A 16,817-nucleotide genomic window follows, 5' to 3' on the forward strand; every position below is an offset into this window, starting at 1 on the left:
CGTCAGGCGGCTGGGGAGACGTCTTCCAGCCGGGCCGGCGGGAGACTGTCCAGGACGGCGCGGGCGACCGCGTCGTTGTAGCGCAGGCTCTGCGCGTTCATGCCGGGCCGGGTGAACGCACCCGCGACCTTGACGACAGTGTGCGGGCCGACGGCGAAGCGGCGCGGGTGGACCTCGCCGGCGGCGTCGAGCAACGCGCCGTCGGCCGGGCGCACCCGGATCAGGCCGGTGTTGCGCAGGACCGTGCCGTCGTCGTCGCGGAGAATGTCCTCGGCCGCGCCGCCGTCCCGGATCAGCCCGGCCAGCAGCGGGTCGACCGTCCGGTCGCCGCTCGGGTCGGGCAACCGCGCGTCGACGAAGACGGACGCCATGACCGGCGGGACGCCGTCGAGCGCGGCGCTGCCGGTGCGGAACACCCGCGTCTCGTCGTCGACGTCGACCCACATCCCGGGGCCCAGGAAGTCGATGTAGCCCGCCCGGGACAACGCGAGCAGTTCCCGGACGCGGAACCCGGGCGGCCCGCTGGCCACCGAGTTGAAGAAGCTCTGCCACCAGCCCACGTCATGGGCACGGGATCGGTCGGACAGCACGCCCTCCCCCTGCAGCCGGGTGACCTCGCCGTAGACCGACAGCATCGCGACGAACGCACCGAGGTGCGGGGTGTGGGCCGGGTCGACGTGCTGACGCAGGTCCTCGGCGATCCGGGCACGGACCAGTGGCTGCAGCTCGGCAAGGGTGCCCGCGCGCAGCCCGTCGAGCGGACGGTCGAGTGCGGTGAAGTCGATCCGGTCGATCGGGTCCGGCACCGACTCCGTGATCAGCGCCGCCATCTCCGGGCTGTCCCAGTCCAGCGCGGCGAACCGCTCGGCGAAGGTGTCCCAGTCGAGCCGGGTCCGCTCGGGGTGGCCCCGCAGCAGCTCGTGGTACCAGCCCCAGGCGATCTCCTTGGCCATCAGCGGCCACAGCTCGGAGCGCAGCTCGAGCGGGCGGCCGGCGGCGATCAGGGGGTCGAGCACGTCAGGACCGAAGAACCGCGGCAACGGCGGCCGCCCGGCCTGCAGCTGGTAGTGCGTCTTGGAGTGGTAGGGCGCGCCGCGCGGCGACCCGGCGACCAGCCGCGGCTCCGCTCCCGACGGGACGTAGCGCAGCTCGCCGTTCCCCTGCTCCTCGTAGCGGCCGCCCCGGCCGGAGAACAGCAGGACGACCAGGTCGACGAACGCCAGCCCCATCCCCCGCACGAGCACCGTCTCGCCCGGCGCGATCACCGAGAGGTCGGAGTCAGTGGTCTGCTCGGGCGGCAGATAGCGCAGTCCGAGCTCACCGGCCCGGCGGGCGAGCTCGACCTCGTCGGGCGTGGGGGTGGCGTCGAGATGCCCGGACGCGAGCACGACCGTGTCCACCCGCAGCGGCTCGGATCGCCCCTCGACCGTGACGAGCTGGTCCTCGCCGTCCTCGGTCAGAGCGGTGGCGCGGCCGCGGTGGACGTGCACCCGCACCCGGTCGGGCAGCCCCCTCACGACGCGGCGGAACACCCAGGCCAGGTACTCGCTCTGCAGCCGGCGGCTGGGGAAGGTGGTGTCGGTGACGTCGCGCAGCTCGCCGGCCAGTTCCGGATCGAGGTCGTCGACGGCCTCCCCGGGCAGCCTGTCGGTGCGGAGCAGCTCGGCCCACTGCGCGAACGACGGGCCCGGGCGGACGGGTCCGGCGCAGACGACGGTGTCGTCGGTGAACATGGTGACGTCGGCGGCCATGGAGTTCATGGCCAGCAACGGCGACTGCTCGTTCCGCCAGATCCGCCCGGCACCGACCGGGTACGGGTCGATCATGTGCACGTCGAGCTCGCCGTCGGGGTACAGCTCGTCGAGGCTGGCACCGAGGCGTTCGAGGAGGCCGGTGCCGCGCGGTCCGGCACCCACGATGGCGATCCCGGTACGGGTGGTGGTCATCGGTCCCCCTCGGAGGAGCACGGCACGGACGGCGGAACGGTCCGTCCGGCTCACAGGGCGGCGCTGGTGCGGCAGAAGTCGACGTGCCGGCGGCGGGCCGGCCACAGCGTGCACGACGCGACCGGAGCGGTCCGGGAGCGCGTCGCCGAGAGCATCACATCGACTGTAAGGGCCGAACGCCCCCGATGCATTCCCGAACAGCTCCCACCAGCGCCGATCCGCGGTCCGGATGGGTCACGAGTTCGCGGACGGACACCGTCACACTCATGCCACGACCCAAGGGTGCCCTCGCCGCGATGGGCACGGGCGACCCCGCTCCTCACGCGGCGTGCTGGGCCGACTCCGACGACGCCACCCTCGTCGGGGCATGGGGACCATCGAGCGCGGCCGATGACGATCCGGGTCACCCACATCTACAAGCGGATCGACGGATCGTGGTGGGTCGTGCACCGGCACCGCCGCGCGAGTCGGTGTCATCCCGGGTGCGAATCGGCGCGCCCGCGCGGGTACGGGGTCAGAACTGGGCCGCGGCCGGGATGACGTCGCGCCCGAGGATCTCCAGCGGCGCGATCCGGTACACCTCCGGCACGATGCCGTGCGCCTCGGCGACCCCCAGCTCGGCCAGCTTCTGCAGCTGGCCGAGCAACGGGCCCGACCTCTCCCCGTCCGCCCCCGGGTCCAGCGGCAACATGACGGTCTTCTCGATCTCGTCGTAGTCGCGGCCCTCGGCGTCACAGTGCCGGCGCAGTACGTCGAGCTTGTGCTCCAGCTCCGGGCCGGGGAACAGGTTGCAGGCCTGGGCGTAGCGGGCGACGAAGCGCAGCGTCTTCTTCTCCCCACCACCCCCGATGAGGATCGGCGGGTGCGGCCGGCTCAGCGGCTGCGGCGAGTTGAGCGTCCGCCCGAGCCGGTAGTGCCTGCCGTGGTACGGACCGTCGTCGTCGCTCCACATCTGCAGGCAGATCTGCAGCGCCTCCTCCAGTCGCTCGAAGCGTTCCGCTGTCGGCGGGAACGGCAGCCCCAGCCCGCGGGCCTCCTGCTCGTACCAGCCCGCCCCGATGCCCAGCCAGGCGCGGCCGCCGGACAGCACATCGAGGGTGCTGACGATCTTCGCGAGCAGCCCGGGCTCGCGGTAGGTCACCGCGGTCACCCAGGCGAGGATCTCGACCCGCGAGGTGCGGGCGGCCAGATAGCCCAGCGTCGTGTAGGCCTCGAGCATCTCGTGCTCGGGCGGGCCGACCACGCTGATCTGCCACAGGTGGTCCATCACGCTCACCCGCGCGAAGCCCGTGTCCTCGGCGGTCGTGACGATCCGCGTCAGGTCCTCCGCGAGCGCGGGTGGACCGCTCGGACAGGTGAAGTCCGCGATGTGCAGCCCGATCTTCATCCTCGCCCCCAGGGTCGGCGATCGGCGTGCCATCGACCGTAGTCGTGCACCGCCGGGCGCGCCGGTGACCGCGGAGCTGGGATCCGGGGCGGCTCACGCATCCGGTGCCGGACCGGCGGGCGGCCTGCCCGTGGGTCCGTCCGCCTGATCAGGCGGACGGACCCACGTCGTCCTGAAGGTCGAGCACCGGACGGCGCCCGGGCCGGCGGGCCCGGAACGGCAACGGTGTGCTGCGGACCAGGAGGCCGCGCGTATCGGCCTCGAAGTCGGCGAGCATCCGCCGGAACTCGTCACGAACCGCGCTGGAACCGAAATCCACCTCGTGCAGCCGCTGATCCAACATCAGCTGCGCGATGATTCCGCGCGGCCGGTCGGCAGTCGTCTGGGACATGAGCCAGTCCTCGAAGGTGGCCATCGGTGTTTCGATCAACGCAGTCGTCCTTCATCTGGGGGAGCGGACCAATCCACCGTGCCATGAGGCCGCGCCGGGTGACGACTCTCTGTGACCGGACCCTCTGCCCCGGCAGGCTCTCAGCGCAACACTGCCTGGGTCTGTGTGACCCTCCCGACCAGCCGTCCGTCGGCGTCGTGCACCTCGGTGTCGACGACGATCATGGTGCGCCCGACGTGCAGCGGGCGGGCGGCGGCCTCGACATGGCCACCGCTCACCCCGCGCAGGAAGTGGGTCGTCGAGTCGACGGTCGCCGTGCCGGTGGCACCGTCGGGCAGGTTGAGGAAGGCGCTCCAGCCGCCCGCCGCGTCGGCGAGCCCCATCATCGCTCCGCCGTGCAGCAACCCGCCCGCGGTGCAGCGCGTCGCGTCCCACTCCAGCCGCAGCCGCACCTCGTCCGCTCCCACGGCCAGTGCGGTCGCGCCCAGAACGGCGGTGAACGGCATCACGGTGTGTAACTGCGCTGTCAGATCGTCGGTCACGGACGCCAGCGTGGCGCGCCGTCCGATCCGTCGTCCATTACCTCCGAGGTCATCGATCGGCGGCGCACCGGTCGCTAGCGTCACGGCCATGACGGCTGTGCCCAGCGCCCCCGCCAGGGGTCCCGGCTTCGGCGAGCTGCTGCGCGACTGGCGTCGGCGGCGCCGGCTGACCCAGCTGGACCTCGGCATCCGGGCCGACGTGTCGGCCCGGCACCTCAGCTTCCTGGAGACCGGCCGGTCGCGGCCGAGCCGGGACATGGTGCTGCACCTGTCCGAGGAGCTGGACCTGCCGCTGCGGGGACGCAACGAGCTGCTGATCGCCGCCGGGTTCGCCCCGGCCTACACCCAGCACGGCCTCGACGACGCGGAACTCGGCGAGGTGCACCGCTCGCTGCACCGGATCCTCACCGGGCACGAGCCCTGTCCCGCGGTGCTGGTCGACGGCGCCTGGAACCTGATCGCCGGCAACCGCGCGGTCGGGCTGCTCACCGAGCTGGTCGACCCGGAGCTGCTCACCCCGCCCGTCAACGTGCTGCGGGTCAGCCTGCATCCGCGCGGGCTCGCGCCGCACGTGGTGGACCTCGAGGAGTACGCCGCGCACCTGGTCTCGCGGCTGCGCCGGCAGGCGGCCCACTCCGCGGACCCTGCGCTGGAGGAGCTGCTCGCCGAGCTGACCGGTCATCTGCGGGCGCAGGATCTCGACCCGGGGGCGCAGCCCCGCGACCGGATCGTGCTGCCGCTGCGGCTGCGCCACCCCGACGGGGATCTGACCCTCTTCAGCACCGTCGCGGTGCTCGGGGCCCCGCTCGACGTGACGCTGGAGGAAGTGGCCATCGAGTCCTTCCTCCCCGCCGACGACGCGACGGCGGGGTACCTGCGCTCGCGGTTCGGCTGAGCCGCTCCGATCTCCGCCCGACCCGCCGCCCGGAGGTGCCGGGGGCGCCGCGCCACCGGCTAGGTTCCGGTCATGACCTCCCCCGCCGACAACGCCTCCCCGGAGCTCGTGCACCTCGACGTCGCCGACGGCGTCGGGACGATCACGCTGGATTCCCCCGCCAACCGCAACGCGCTGTCGGCCCGGCTACGCCGCGAGCTCCTCGCCCATCTCGACACCGCGCTGGCCGACGACGCCGTTCGCGTCATCGTGCTGACCCACACCGGGCGGGTGTTCTGCGCCGGAATGGACCTCAAGGAGTCGCGGGGCGCGGGCGCGCAGGGTCAGGGGGTCAACGAGATCCCGGCGATCCTGGAACGCATCTGGACCTCCCCGAAGCCGGTGCTGGCCCGGCTCAGCGGGCCGGCCCGTGCGGGCGGTGTCGGGCTGGTCGCGGCGTGTGACCTCGCCGTCGCCGCCGAGGACGCGACGTTCGCGTTCAGCGAGGTCCGGATCGGGGTCGTCCCCGCGGTCATCTCGGTGACGGTGCTGCCCCGCCTGCTGCCCCGCGCCGCCCACGAGCTGTTCCTCACCGGGGAGACCTTCGACGCCCGGCGCGCCGCCGCCATCGGGTTGATCAACAGTGCGGTGCCCGCGGAGGGGCTGGACGCCGAGGTCGACAGGTACGTCTCCGCGCTCCGCCTCGGCGCGCCGGGCGCGCTGGCCGGGACCAAGGAGATGCTGCGCCGGGAGCGGCCCGCGACGATGGCCGAGGACTTCGCCCGGATGCAGGAGCTCTCCGCCGGGTACTTCGCCGGCGAGGAAGGCCAGGAGGGCATGCGCGCCTTCGCCGAGAAGCGCCCGCCGTCGTGGGTGGCCGGCTGACTCGAGGAGCGGGAGTGGCAGCCGCTGCGGAGGATGCAGCGACAGCTACTCTCGCGGCGTCGGGAGCGGCGTCGCAGGCGGGTCAGGACGCGGTGGGGTCCAGCGCGGGTCGCGGCCGGTGAGGCCGAGCGCGCGCTCGAACGCGGGCGCCGACGGGTCCACGGCGACTTCGGCGCCGGACCAATCGCCTCGCGGCCCATCTGCGCGATGCCGGACGCACCCGTCCAGGACCGCCTCCCCCAGCCCCGGCGCGGGATCGATGCTCCGGCCGATGGCTGCCGCGACGTCCCGGGCGGGGATCACGAACTCGCCGTCGGCCCACCGGTCCTCGGGCACGTCGATCAGGAACGGGACCCGGTCGTCGGCCGGCCAGGAGGCGTCCCATCCACCGCGGGCGCCGGAGCGCTGCGCGGGCAGGAAGCGACCGCGAAGTGGTTGACGACCTGGCCGACGGTGTAGTCACTGCACGGGCTCGGGCCGCCGAACTGCTCGGGGCGGGCGCCGCGGATCGCCGCAACGGCGATGCCGATGCTCGGCGGGAGGTGGCCTGAGCGGTCCATCCCCGAGCCTGGCGCGGGAGCGCGGCCGAGTCTTGTACGAACGCGACACCACGCCGGACGACCTACCCTGAGGACGTGCAGAGCGACACCACCACCTCACCGGTCGAGCGCGCCCTGGATGTGCTGGCCGGACGGCGGGTCGTCGCGCTGACCGGGGCCGGCCTGAGCACCGATTCCGGCATCCCCGACTACCGCGGGCCGGACTCCCCGCCCCGCACTCCGATGACGTACGACGAGTTCCGGTCCGGCGAGCCCGCTCAGCGCCGGTACTGGGCTCGCAGCCACGTCGGCTGGGCACGGATGCGCCGTGCCGAGCCCAACGACGGGCACCGCGCGTTCGCCGACCTGGAGCGCACCGGCGCGCTGCACGGGTTGATCACCCAGAACGTCGACGGGCTCCACCGGGCCGCGGGCAGCCGCTCGGTCATCGACCTGCACGGCCGGATCGCCGACGTCGTCTGCCTGGGCTGCCGGCAGATCACCTCGCGCGACGAGCTCCAGGAGCGGTTGGCCGTGCTCAACCCCGGCTTCGTCGCGACGGCGGGGGCCGAGGTGCAGACGGCCCCGGACGGCGATGCGGTGCTGGAGTCGGTCGAGGGCTTCCGGATCGCCCCCTGCACCGCATGCGGCGGGGTGCTCAAGCCGGACGTCGTGTTCTTCGGGGAGAACGTGCCGCGGGACCGGGTGGCACGTGCCTACGCGATGGTCGACGCCCTCGCCCCCGGCCCCGACGGCGCCGGGGCGCTCCTCGTCGCCGGATCCTCGCTCACGGTGATGTCCGGGCTGCGCTTCGTCCGGCACGCGTCCAAACACGGCATCCCGGTGGTGATCGTCAACCGCGGCCGGACCCGCGGCGACGAGTTCGCCACCGTGCTCGTCGACGGCGGGTGCTCCGAGGTACTCCCGGTGCTGGCCGCGGCGGCTGCCGGGTCCGCGGTGGCCTGACGCCGGGGGCGCCCGGGCCGCCGCCGGCACCGGCCCGGCCCCATGGCTTTCCGGCGCCCGTGTGGTCTGCCGCGGCAGCGGGCACCGGTAGGGGCTGAGCTCCGTCGCGGGCAAGCCGATCGAGGAGGTCGTGGCGGTCAACCCGCGGATCTTCTTCCAGACCTACCGGGTGGGGGGCCGGGACCGCACCGCCGCACCGTGCTGCGCCCGGCCGGGCCTGCTCCGAGCGCCTCGGTGATCTCACGCCGGCCGGGCGGCCACCTCGACGGCCGGCCAGAACGGGGCGCCGCTACTGCTCTGCCGGCTCCGTCAGCACCACCCGTAGCGGCCGCAGCCCGTCGCGCGCGTGCTCCACGGCGCTCGTGAGGACCTCGAACACCGACCGGTACCCGATCGGGTCGGCCCGGCGCAAGGTGTCCGACCCGTCCCACACCAGCACCACCTGCCCTGCGGGCAACCAGGACAGGTCGGTCAGGCTGTCGTGCAGCGCGTCCAGGTTGTGTCCGAAGTAGCCGGGGAAGCGCAGCGCCCGCGCGACCGCGACGAGCAGGTCGGCCCGGTCGTCGACGGACCCCACGGTCCCGACGGTCGCGCCCCGCAGCCGGGCCTCCATGGCGACCTGCTCGACGGGCCGCCCCGACCGCTGCACGCTGCCGGTCATGACCCGGTGGCAGCCACGTCGTCGACGACGAAGCTCACGTAGCGTGCTCGCACCGGTCAGGGACCGTCCGCGGGCCGGCGGTCGTCGGGGCGGCGCGACCGGCGGGCGACCGCGGCGTCCACCCCGCGGTCGAGCAGTCCCGCGACCCCCCAGCACACGGGCAGCACCACGACCACGGCGAGCACGACCTGGAACGGGAACGCGAGCTGAGTCACCCACAACTCGACCGCATCCCACCAGTCCGCCACTGCCCGCACGCCTCACACAGTAGACAGGGCTCCAGGTGACTACATTCCCTGACATGTTCGCCGTCTACGCCGCAGAGCCCAACGCCGACGCTCCGCTCGACTCGCTGACCGTGGGCGAGCGGCCCGAACCCGAGGTCCCCGAGGGCTGGGTGGCGGTCAAGGTCACCGCCGCCAGCCTCAACATGCATGACATCTGGACGCTGCGGGGGGTCGGCATCAAGCCCGACCAGTTCCCCATGATCCTCGGTTGCGACGGCGCCGGAACGCTCGAGGACGGGACCGAGGTGGTGCTGCACTCGATCATCGGCGACCCGAACTGGAGCGGCGACGAGACGCTCGACCCGAAGCGCACCCTGCTCACCGAGAAGCACCAGGGCAGCTTCGCCGACACCGTCGTGGTGCCGGCCCGCAACGCGATCCCGAAGCCCGCGGGCCTCTCGTCCGTGCAGGCCGCCGTCATGGGCACCGCGTGGTTGACCGCCTACCGGATGCTGTTCACCAAGTCCGGGCTCAAGCCGGGACAGACCATGCTGGTCCAGGGTGCGTCCGGCGGAGTGTCCACCGCGCTGGTCCAATTGGGGCGTGCGGCCGGGATGCGGGTCTGGGTGACCGGACGTACGGACGAGAAGCGGGCGCTGGCCGAGAAGCTCGGTGCGCACGCCACCTTCCCCTCCGGGGAGCGGCTGCCCGGCAAGGTCGACGCGGTGTTCGAGACCGTCGGCGAGGCGACCTGGTCGCACTCCATGCGGGCCCTGCGCCCGGGCGGCGCGATCATCGTCTCCGGCTCGACCAGTGGCCCGAACCCCGGCGCTGACCTGCAGCGACTGTTCTTCCTGCAGCTGCGGGTGGAGGGCTCCACCATGGGCACCCGCCAGGAGCTGGCCGATCTGCTCACCTTCGTGGACAACGCCGGTATCTCCCCGGAGGTCGGTCTGGAGTTGCCCATGGACAAGGCCGAGGAAGGCTTCCGCGCAATGCTGAATGGGGACACAGCGGGCAAGATCGTGTTTACTCGCTGACACTACTCTTTCGAGTGTGGACTATTTCGCCAGCAGACCCGGGCAATTAGTCCTCCTAGCAAGTACAGTCAGGCACCGTGTCTGAGCCATCCAGTCGAACGGCGTCGGGATCGGTGTCCACCGTCCCGGCGCCGCGCGTGCCAGGCCTGGTCGAACTCCTCGACCAGGTCGACCGTGCGGTGGCTGCCGCGCTGTCCCCCGTCACCTCGGCAGAAGGGGTCAGCCGCGACGGCTGGCGAGTGCTGCTGATGCTGGCCCGCGGCGGCGGGCGCAGCATGGGCGAGATCGCCTCCCACACCGCGCTGCCTGCTCCGACCGCAACCCGCGTGGTCGACCGGCTGGTCGCCGGCCAACTCGCGTACCGACGCCACGATCCGGTCGACCGTCGGAGAGTACTGGTGCACCTCGCGCAGGACGGGCGGGCGGTCGTGGAACGTGTCTGCGGCCGCGTGGAGCGCCGGGTCGGTGACGCGATCGGGTCCGCCCACACGCCGGAGCGCGCCCAACTCGCCGAGCTGCTCGAGATGCTGACCGAGCGCAGCGCCGGGCACGGCTGACCGACCGTCCGCCGACCCGTCCGACCGGACCCGGCACCACCGGCACCTGTGCGGCCGTCGCGTCCTACGTCCGTGCCGCCGCGGTTACCGCCGTGGCGAGCCATTCCCGGCCTCGCGGGCCGAAGTCGTCGCGAGCCCTGGCCACCCGTCCCAGCAGCTCGCGCCGTCCCCCCACCGCAGCCAGTACGTCCGCGACCGTGACGCCGTGCGCCGGCCGGTCGAGCATCCGCACCGGATCGCCCGCCCGGACCGCCGCCGGTCGCTCCACCGCCAGGTAACACCCCGGACGGCGCGCCCGCATGAACCGCACCACCAGGTCCGGCACCCCGGCGAAGCTCGCGAACGTGGCACAGGGGATGCGCGGAGCGGTCACCCGCAGGACGGCAGCACCGACCCGCCACCGCTCTCCGATGACCGCGCCGGAGCAGTCGAACCCGGCCACGGTGAGGTTCTCCCCCACCTGCCCCGGTCTCATCGGGCGCTCGAGCTCGGCGGCCCAGAACGCGAGGTCCTCGACCGCGTAGGCGTACACCGCCTGCTCCGGGCCGCCGTGATGCTTCCGGTCGACGATCACGTCCCCCTCGACGCCGTCGACGTCCAGGCGCACCGCACCGGACGCGGGCCGCTTGTCGATGCCCGACCGTCCGTGCCGGCTGATCACGCTCTGCACGCCCGCCGTCGCCAGATTGACCGAGACCACCCGTCCGCCGTCCATGCTCAGGCCCGCGTGCGGATCCGGTCGGCGAGCGCGGCGGCCGCAGCGGCCGCCTCGTCGCGCAGCAGGGCCACCAGGTCGGCGGCGGGCAACCCTCGCACCAGCGGATAGGCCTGCCCCGCCCACAGCGCCATCCGGTCGGCGTCTCCCTGCGCGCGGACGCGGGCCGTGATGTGGTGCACCTGCGGGTAGGCGGCCGGGGCGGCTGCGGTGTGCTCGTCGAGGAACGTGTTGCGGATGCCGCGCGCGATCCGACCGGTGAAGGCCCGGGTGAACTCGGTGCCCGGTCCGTCCGGCGCGGACAGCGCGGCACGGTGCACGGCCTTCGTCCCCGCTTCGGGACAGGTCAGGAAGGCGGTGCCGAGCTGCGCGGCGACGGCGCCCGCGGCGAGGACCGCGGCCACCCCGGCTCCGTCGGCGATGCCACCCGCCCCCACCAGCGGAAGGTCCACCGCGGCCGCGACCAGGCGCAGCGCGGCGAGGATGCCGAGCGCCTCGCCACCGGCCGGGTGCGACGCGTCGTCGCGGAACAGCCCGCGGTGTGCCCCCGCCTCCATGCCCTGGACGACCAGCGCGTCGGCGCCGGCCCGGGCCGCGATCCGGGCCTCGGCGGGGCCGGTCACCGTCACGACGACCTCGCTGCCCACCGCGTGCAGGTCACGCACGGTGGCGGCATCCGGGCAACCGAAGGTGAACGACACCAGCGGGACCGGCTCGGCGAGCAGCAGCGCGAGTTTGCCGGGATAGCCGTCGTCGTCATGGCGCGGCTCGCCCGGCTCCAGACCGGCCGCGACCAGCCGCTCCCGGTACTCCGTGACGCCGGCGTCGTGACGCGGCCCGGGAACGAACAGATTCACCCCGAACGGCCGGCCCGACAGCGCGCGCAGCGCGGCGATCCGATCGGCGAGCGCGGCGGCGTCGAGGTAGCCGCCCGCGAGGAAACCGAAGCCGCCCGCGTCACCGACGGCGGACACCAGCTCCGGGGTGGTGGCGCCCCCGGCCATCGGTGCGGCGACGACCGGGACGGTGAGGCCCTCCAACAGCGTGCTCATATCCCGCATGCTGCCGTGTGGCCCCCGCCCGCCGCGAACGGGTTCCCGTGCGCTACTTCTTCGCCTTGTCCGCGCTGGAGTCGGTGGACAGCGCGGCGACGAAGGCCTCCTGCGGGACCTCGACCCGACCGATGGTCTTCATCCGCTTCTTGCCCTCCTTCTGCTTCTCCAGCAGCTTGCGCTTACGGGTGATGTCACCGCCGTAGCACTTGGCGAGCACGTCCTTGCGGATCGCGCGGATCGTCTCCCGGGCGATGACCCGGGAACCGATCGCGGCCTGGATCGGCACCTCGAACTGCTGGCGCGGGATCAGCTCGCGCAGCTTGGTGGCCATCGTCGTGCCGTAGTTGTACGCCGCGTCCTTGTGCACGATCGCGGAGAACGCGTCGACGGCCTCGCCCTGGAGCAGGATGTCGACCTTCACCAGGTCGGACTGCTGCTCGCCGGCCTCCTCGTAGTCGAGGCTGGCGTACCCGCGGGTCCGCGACTTCAGCGCGTCGAAGAAGTCGAAGATGATCTCGGCGAGCGGCATCGTGTAGCGCAGCTCGACGCGGGTCTCGGACAGGTAGTCCATGCCCCCGAGCTGGCCGCGCCGGCTCTGGCACAGCTCCATGATCGCGCCGATGAACTCCGACGGCGCCAGAATCGTCACCTTGACGATGGGCTCGTAGATCTCCGCGACCTTGCCGGTCGGCCAGTCCGACGGGTTGGTGACGGTCATCTCCGTGCCGTCATCGAGGACCACCCGGTAGACGACGTTGGGCGCCGTCGAGATGAGGTCGAGCCCGGCCTCGCGCTCCAGCCGGTCGCGGGTGATCTCCAGGTGCAGCAGGCCGAGGAATCCACAGCGGAATCCGAAGCCCAGGGCCGCCGACGTCTCCGGCTCGTAGGTGAGCGCGGCGTCGTTGAGCTGCAGCTTGTCCAGCGCCTCGCGCAGTTCCGGGTACTGCGAGCCGTCGACGGGGTAGAGGCCGGAGTAGACCATGGGACGCGGTTCGCGGTAGCCCGTCAGCGGCTTCTCCGCGCCCCTGCGCTGCGAGGTCACCGTGTCCCCGACCTTGGACTGCCGGACGTCCTTCACCCCGGTGATCAGGTAGCCCACCTCGCCGACGCCCAGCCCCTCGGACGGCTTGGGCTCCGGCGAGACGACGCCCACCTCGAGCAACTCGTGGGTGGCCCCGGTGGACATCATCTTGATCCGCTCGCGCGGGGTGATCTTGCCGTCGACGACGCGGATGTAGGTGATGACGCCGCGGTAGGTGTCGTAGACCGAGTCGAAGATCATGGCGCGCGGCGGCGCGTCGGGGTCGCCGACCGGGGCGGGCACCCGGCGGACGACCTCGTCGATCAGCTCGGGGACGCCGGCGCCGGTCTTGGCACTGACCCGCAGCACGTCGCCGGGCTCGCAGCCGATGATGTGCGCGATCTCGGCGGCGTAGCGGTCCGGGTCAGCGGCCGGCAGGTCGATCTTGTTGAGCACCGGGATGATCGTCAGATCCTTCTCCAGCGCCAGGTACAGGTTGGCCAGCGTCTGGGCTTCGATGCCCTGCGCGGCGTCCACCAGCAGGATCGCGCCCTCACAGGCCTCCAGCGCGCGCGACACCTCGTAGGTGAAGTCGACGTGGCCCGGGGTGTCGATCAGGTGCAGCACGTGGTCGGTGCCGTCGACCTGCCACGGCAGCCGGACGTTCTGCGCCTTGATGGTGATGCCGCGCTCGCGTTCGATGTCCATCCGGTCGAGGTACTGCGCGCGCATGGCGCGCTCCTCGACGACCCCGGTGAGCTGCAGCATCCGGTCCGCCAACGTCGACTTGCCGTGGTCGATGTGGGCGATGATGCAGAAGTTCCGGATGCGCTCCGGCGGGGTGAACGTGCGGTCGGCGTACGTCGTCACTCACAGATCCATTCGATGCGGGTAACTCCATCGTCCCACGTTCGCGCAGGTGCCCTCGCGGGCACGTCGATCTCGGGCCTCGGACCGGCGGCACGGCCGCCGCTGAACCCGGACTCGTGATCGCTGCGTGGCGGAGCGCAGCAGCGGGTGTAACCCCGGACACCGATGGGCACATACCGGCAGGAGGCTCACATGACGACTGCCGGGCACGAAACGGAATCCTGGATCGGCCGCACGGTGCACGGCCGCGGTGGCGTGAAGCTCGGGCGGCTGACCCGCGTCTTCCCCTCGGACGGCGGCGGCCCGCCCACCTGGGGCGTGGTGAAGAGCCGCAGGGGTGGCGGCCGCCTCGTTCCGCTCGACGGCGCCGCCGCGCACGGAGAGCGCGGGGTCGCCGTGCCGGTCGACCGCGGGGCCTTCCGCACCGCCCCGGTGGCGCCCGACGGCGAGCCCACGGCGCAGGTGCGCTCGGACCTCGACCGCCACTACGCCGAGCGCGGAGCCCTCGCCGCCGCGCACGAACGCCAGCACGAGCGCTTCGGAGGCCTCAAGGCCGGTGCCTCGTTCTTCGGCTGGCTGGTCGCGGTCGGATTGACCGTGCTGCTCGGCGCGGCGGTCGCCGGGGTGGCCGCCGCGGCCGGTGTCTCGCTGGACCTGGCCTCGTCCCCCGCGCAGGCGGCGGGCCCTCCGCCGGAGACCGTCGGCCTGATCGGCGGAGCGCTGCTCCTCGCGGTGCTGGCGCTGTCCTACTTCGGCGGCGGTTACGTCGCGGGCCGGCTGGCCCGGTTCGACGGCGCCCGCAACGGCTTCGGCGTCTGGGCGCTGGGACTGCTGGTCACCGCGGCCCTCACCGCGGTCGGGGCGATCGCGGGCGCCCGGTACAACCTGCTCGAGCAGATCCAGGTGCCGGCCATGTCGATCCCGACGACCGCGCTGACCATCGGCGGCGTCGTCACGCTGACGGCCGTCACGCTGGCCAGCCTCGCCGCCGCCGTCCTCGGCGGCAAGGCGGGTGAGCGCTACCACCGCAAGGTCGAGCGGGCGGCGACGATCGTCGAGTGAGCCGCGCCTACCGGCCGAGGAACCCCGGAGCCGTGCCGTCCCACTCCTCGATCGGGGCGCAGTGCCAGTACCACTCCGACAACCGGGGCCGCTCCCCCAGTGGGGCGCGGCCGTTCGCCCAGCGCAGGGCGGGCCACGACCGGCCGTCGGTGGGTGCCCACGGGAACAGCCGGCGCAGCGTGTGCCCGGCCAGCCGGACGTCGGGTTCGAAGACCAGACCGAGACCGCGGGCGGCGTCGTCGGTGTGGACCAGGAGTTCGTCGCAGGCCATCGCGGCGAAACCGGAGGTGTCGGCCGTACCGGCCGGATGGAAGCCGCGGGCACCCGGCGGTGCGGCGTCGAGGACGGCGGCGAGCACGTCGGCCGCCGTCACCACGGTCGCGAGCAGGGCGGCCGGCGGGGCCGACGGACGTACCCGCAGCTCCATCGTCGGGACCGCGGCCGGCCCCGCGGCGAGATCGGTCGCGTACCGGAGCAGCGTCTCACCCACGTGCGCGACCACCTCGGCCACGCTCAGCTGCAGGTCCCCGGCCGCCGCCGTCCAGTCGCGTCCGGTCATCGGCTCCAGCGCCGCGCGCGAGGATGCTGCGGCCACCCGGACGTCGTCGCCATCCATGCGCTCCACCGTAATCACCTCGGCCCCGTGAACATTCGGCACCGATCGGTCTGCGCCACGAAGGGCGAGGTCAGCCCGTCAACAACCGCGTACCGAGGGTCACCACCAGGGCGGCGACGACGACGAGGAAGACCCGGCGCACGAACGCCGACCCGCGGCTCACGGCCAGCCGGGCCCCGAGCACGCTGCCCGTGAGGTTCACCGCCGCCATCACCGCACCCAGGCCGAGCAGCACCGCCCCTGCGGGGAGGAAGTAGAGAATCGCCCCGATGTTCGTGGCCGTGTTGACGACCTTGGCCGTCGCCGACGCGGCCAGGAACGCGAACCCGACCACCCCGACCAGCAGGAACACCAGGAACGACCCCGTTCCGGGCCCGGCCAGGCCGTCGTAGAACCCGATCCCGGCTCCGCCCGCGAGCATGACCGCGAGTTGGGCGCGGCGGCCGAACCGGGGGGCGTGCTCGGCGCCGAGCCCCGGGCGGCGCCACGTGTACAGGCCGACCCCCACCAGCGCGACGAGCACCACGCTCGACAGCACCCGCGACGGCAGCGCCGCCGCCAGCAGCGCCCCGCCGAGGGCTCCGACGAATGCGGCGACCGCCATCGGGCCGCTGTGCCGCCAGTCGATCCGGACCCGCCGGGCGTAGGCCACGGCCGCGGACGCCGTGCCCACCACCGCGGCCAGCTTGTTCGTGGCCACCGAGAAGATCACCTGGTCGCCGGGGAGGAACAGCAGCAGCACCGGCAGCTGGATCAACCCGCCACCGCCCACGATCGCGTCGACCAGCCCGGCGGCGAGCGCCGCCACGACGAGCACGAGCAACGCCAGCGGACTGACCTGTCCGAACCCCGGCCAGGACAGCGGCTGGGTGAGCGCATCGATCACGTCCGGCCACCCTACGGGCCGGAGCTCACTCCCCGGTGCGGGTGCGGTCGGCGATCAACGGTGCGTCCTCCTCCTCGGCCTGGGCCGGCTCGATGTCGGCGGTGCACCACTTGCACTTCAGCGCGTCGACCGGGACGAACTCCTTGCAGTAGGGGCACTCCCGGCTGCCCTGCGCCCGGAAGCTGCCCAGGCCGGCCTTCCTCAGCAGCTTGACCAGCGCGAAGAGCACAGCACCCAGGAGCAGGAAGTTGACCATCGCGGTGAGGAAGGCGCCGTAGCGGATCTCCGAGTCGTTGAGGACGAACTTCAACGCGGAGAAGTCGGGCTGGCCGAAGACGGCCGCCACGAACTGCATGATCACGTCATTGGCGAGACTGTCGACCAGCGTGGCGAACGCCGTGCCGATGATGAACCCGAGCGCCAGGTCGACATGTTGCCGCCCAACGCGAACGCCTTGAACCCCGACCACAGACCTTTCACGACGACCCCTTCTCGACGTGTCCACCGGCCTCTGAAGTAGCCGCGACGGCGCGAATGATGCGCCGGGGACCATGCATCGCGCGAGGCAGCACGCTGC

At 72.8% G+C, this 16,817-nt stretch carries 19 protein-coding genes; 7 read left to right on the forward strand and 12 right to left on the reverse strand.

The genetic code is table 11. The features are described from left to right. Nucleotides 1-2: 2 nt before the first annotated feature. The 4 genes from HF519_RS06485 to HF519_RS06500 form a co-directional block, all read right to left on the reverse strand. Complete coding sequence (locus HF519_RS06485) at nt 3-1,946, reverse strand: FAD/NAD(P)-binding protein (RefSeq protein WP_169411105.1); 1,944 nt, start codon at nt 1,944-1,946, stop codon at nt 3-5. 514 nt (nt 1,947-2,460) lie between these two features. Further along, nucleotides 2,461-3,333 carry an LLM class F420-dependent oxidoreductase gene (locus tag HF519_RS06490; RefSeq protein ID WP_169411107.1) on the reverse strand — a complete coding sequence of 291 codons (873 nt, stop codon included), beginning with the start codon at nt 3,331-3,333 and terminating at the stop codon, nt 2,461-2,463. A gap of 148 nt (nt 3,334-3,481) precedes the next feature. Then, the gene (locus HF519_RS06495; protein ID WP_169411109.1) at nt 3,482-3,748 is read right to left on the reverse strand and encodes a hypothetical protein; all 267 of its coding nucleotides are present in this window, start codon (nt 3,746-3,748) and stop codon (nt 3,482-3,484) included. A gap of 116 nt (nt 3,749-3,864) precedes the next feature. Beyond that, nucleotides 3,865-4,266 carry a PaaI family thioesterase gene (locus tag HF519_RS06500; RefSeq protein ID WP_438826381.1) on the reverse strand — a complete coding sequence of 134 codons (402 nt, stop codon included), beginning with the start codon at nt 4,264-4,266 and terminating at the stop codon, nt 3,865-3,867. 88 nt (nt 4,267-4,354) lie between these two features. Here HF519_RS06500 and HF519_RS06505 point away from each other — a divergent pair, with 88 nt between their 5' ends. The 4 genes from HF519_RS06505 (at nt 4,355) to HF519_RS06520 (ending at nt 7,530) form a co-directional block, all read left to right on the forward strand. After that, nucleotides 4,355-5,161, forward strand: a complete 807-nt coding sequence (locus HF519_RS06505; RefSeq protein WP_169411112.1) for a helix-turn-helix transcriptional regulator — start codon at nt 4,355-4,357, stop codon at nt 5,159-5,161. A gap of 72 nt (nt 5,162-5,233) precedes the next feature. Further along, nucleotides 5,234-6,025 (forward strand): enoyl-CoA hydratase-related protein, encoded by a 792-nt coding sequence (locus HF519_RS06510; protein WP_169411114.1) that lies wholly within the window; start codon nt 5,234-5,236, stop codon nt 6,023-6,025. Between the two features lie 207 nt (nt 6,026-6,232). Beyond that, nucleotides 6,233-6,484, forward strand: coding sequence for a hypothetical protein (locus HF519_RS06515; protein WP_169411117.1), 252 nt, complete (start codon nt 6,233-6,235; stop codon nt 6,482-6,484). Nucleotides 6,485-6,660: 176 nt separating this feature from the next. Then, the gene (locus HF519_RS06520; RefSeq protein ID WP_169411119.1) at nt 6,661-7,530 is read left to right on the forward strand and encodes an NAD-dependent protein deacetylase; all 870 of its coding nucleotides are present in this window, start codon (nt 6,661-6,663) and stop codon (nt 7,528-7,530) included. Between the two features lie 289 nt (nt 7,531-7,819). On the opposite strand, the gene HF519_RS06525 is transcribed toward HF519_RS06520, so the two are convergent. Next, nucleotides 7,820-8,191 (reverse strand): barstar family protein, encoded by a 372-nt coding sequence (locus HF519_RS06525; RefSeq protein WP_246242692.1) that lies wholly within the window; start codon nt 8,189-8,191, stop codon nt 7,820-7,822. A gap of 56 nt (nt 8,192-8,247) precedes the next feature. Continuing rightward, the gene (locus HF519_RS06530) at nt 8,248-8,448 is read right to left on the reverse strand and encodes a hypothetical protein (protein WP_169411122.1); all 201 of its coding nucleotides are present in this window, start codon (nt 8,446-8,448) and stop codon (nt 8,248-8,250) included. 44 nt (nt 8,449-8,492) lie between these two features. Here HF519_RS06530 and HF519_RS06535 point away from each other — a divergent pair, with 44 nt between their 5' ends. Further along, the gene (locus HF519_RS06535; RefSeq protein ID WP_169411124.1) at nt 8,493-9,458 is read left to right on the forward strand and encodes a zinc-binding dehydrogenase; all 966 of its coding nucleotides are present in this window, start codon (nt 8,493-8,495) and stop codon (nt 9,456-9,458) included. Nucleotides 9,459-9,535: 77 nt separating this feature from the next. Then, nucleotides 9,536-10,015 (forward strand): MarR family winged helix-turn-helix transcriptional regulator, encoded by a 480-nt coding sequence (locus HF519_RS31000; RefSeq protein WP_169411126.1) that lies wholly within the window; start codon nt 9,536-9,538, stop codon nt 10,013-10,015. Between the two features lie 64 nt (nt 10,016-10,079). Here the strand turns inward: HF519_RS31000 and HF519_RS06545 are convergent, their stop codons facing one another. From HF519_RS06545 to lepA, 3 genes are all read right to left on the reverse strand, one after another. After that, nucleotides 10,080-10,730 carry an MOSC domain-containing protein gene (locus HF519_RS06545; RefSeq protein ID WP_169411128.1) on the reverse strand — a complete coding sequence of 217 codons (651 nt, stop codon included), beginning with the start codon at nt 10,728-10,730 and terminating at the stop codon, nt 10,080-10,082. 2 nt (nt 10,731-10,732) lie between these two features. Continuing rightward, a complete protein-coding gene (locus tag HF519_RS06550; RefSeq protein WP_169411233.1) occupies nt 10,733-11,773 on the reverse strand; it encodes a nitronate monooxygenase in 1,041 nt (346 codons plus the stop codon). A 61-nt stretch (nt 11,774-11,834) separates the two neighbouring features. Next, on the reverse strand, nt 11,835-13,676 hold the full coding sequence (gene lepA / locus HF519_RS06555) for a translation elongation factor 4 (protein ID WP_169411131.1): 1,842 nt from the start codon (nt 13,674-13,676) through the stop codon (nt 11,835-11,837). A gap of 192 nt (nt 13,677-13,868) precedes the next feature. Between lepA and HF519_RS06560 the strand changes: the two genes are divergently transcribed. Then, nucleotides 13,869-14,738 (forward strand): hypothetical protein, encoded by an 870-nt coding sequence (locus tag HF519_RS06560; protein WP_169411134.1) that lies wholly within the window; start codon nt 13,869-13,871, stop codon nt 14,736-14,738. 7 nt (nt 14,739-14,745) lie between these two features. On the opposite strand, the gene HF519_RS06565 is transcribed toward HF519_RS06560, so the two are convergent. The 3 genes from HF519_RS06565 to HF519_RS06575 form a co-directional block, all read right to left on the reverse strand. After that, nucleotides 14,746-15,354, reverse strand: a complete 609-nt coding sequence (locus tag HF519_RS06565; RefSeq protein WP_169411136.1) for a maleylpyruvate isomerase N-terminal domain-containing protein — start codon at nt 15,352-15,354, stop codon at nt 14,746-14,748. A gap of 70 nt (nt 15,355-15,424) precedes the next feature. Continuing rightward, complete coding sequence (locus tag HF519_RS06570) at nt 15,425-16,240, reverse strand: TSUP family transporter (RefSeq protein ID WP_312859939.1); 816 nt, start codon at nt 16,238-16,240, stop codon at nt 15,425-15,427. Nucleotides 16,241-16,265: 25 nt separating this feature from the next. Then, nucleotides 16,266-16,793, reverse strand: a complete 528-nt coding sequence (locus tag HF519_RS06575) for an MscL family protein (protein WP_246242694.1) — start codon at nt 16,791-16,793, stop codon at nt 16,266-16,268. Nucleotides 16,794-16,817 lie beyond the last annotated feature (24 nt).

The sequence above is a fragment of the Pseudonocardia bannensis genome, from assembly GCF_012911875.1.
GTDB classification, from domain to species: domain Bacteria; phylum Actinomycetota; class Actinomycetes; order Mycobacteriales; family Pseudonocardiaceae; genus Pseudonocardia; species Pseudonocardia bannensis.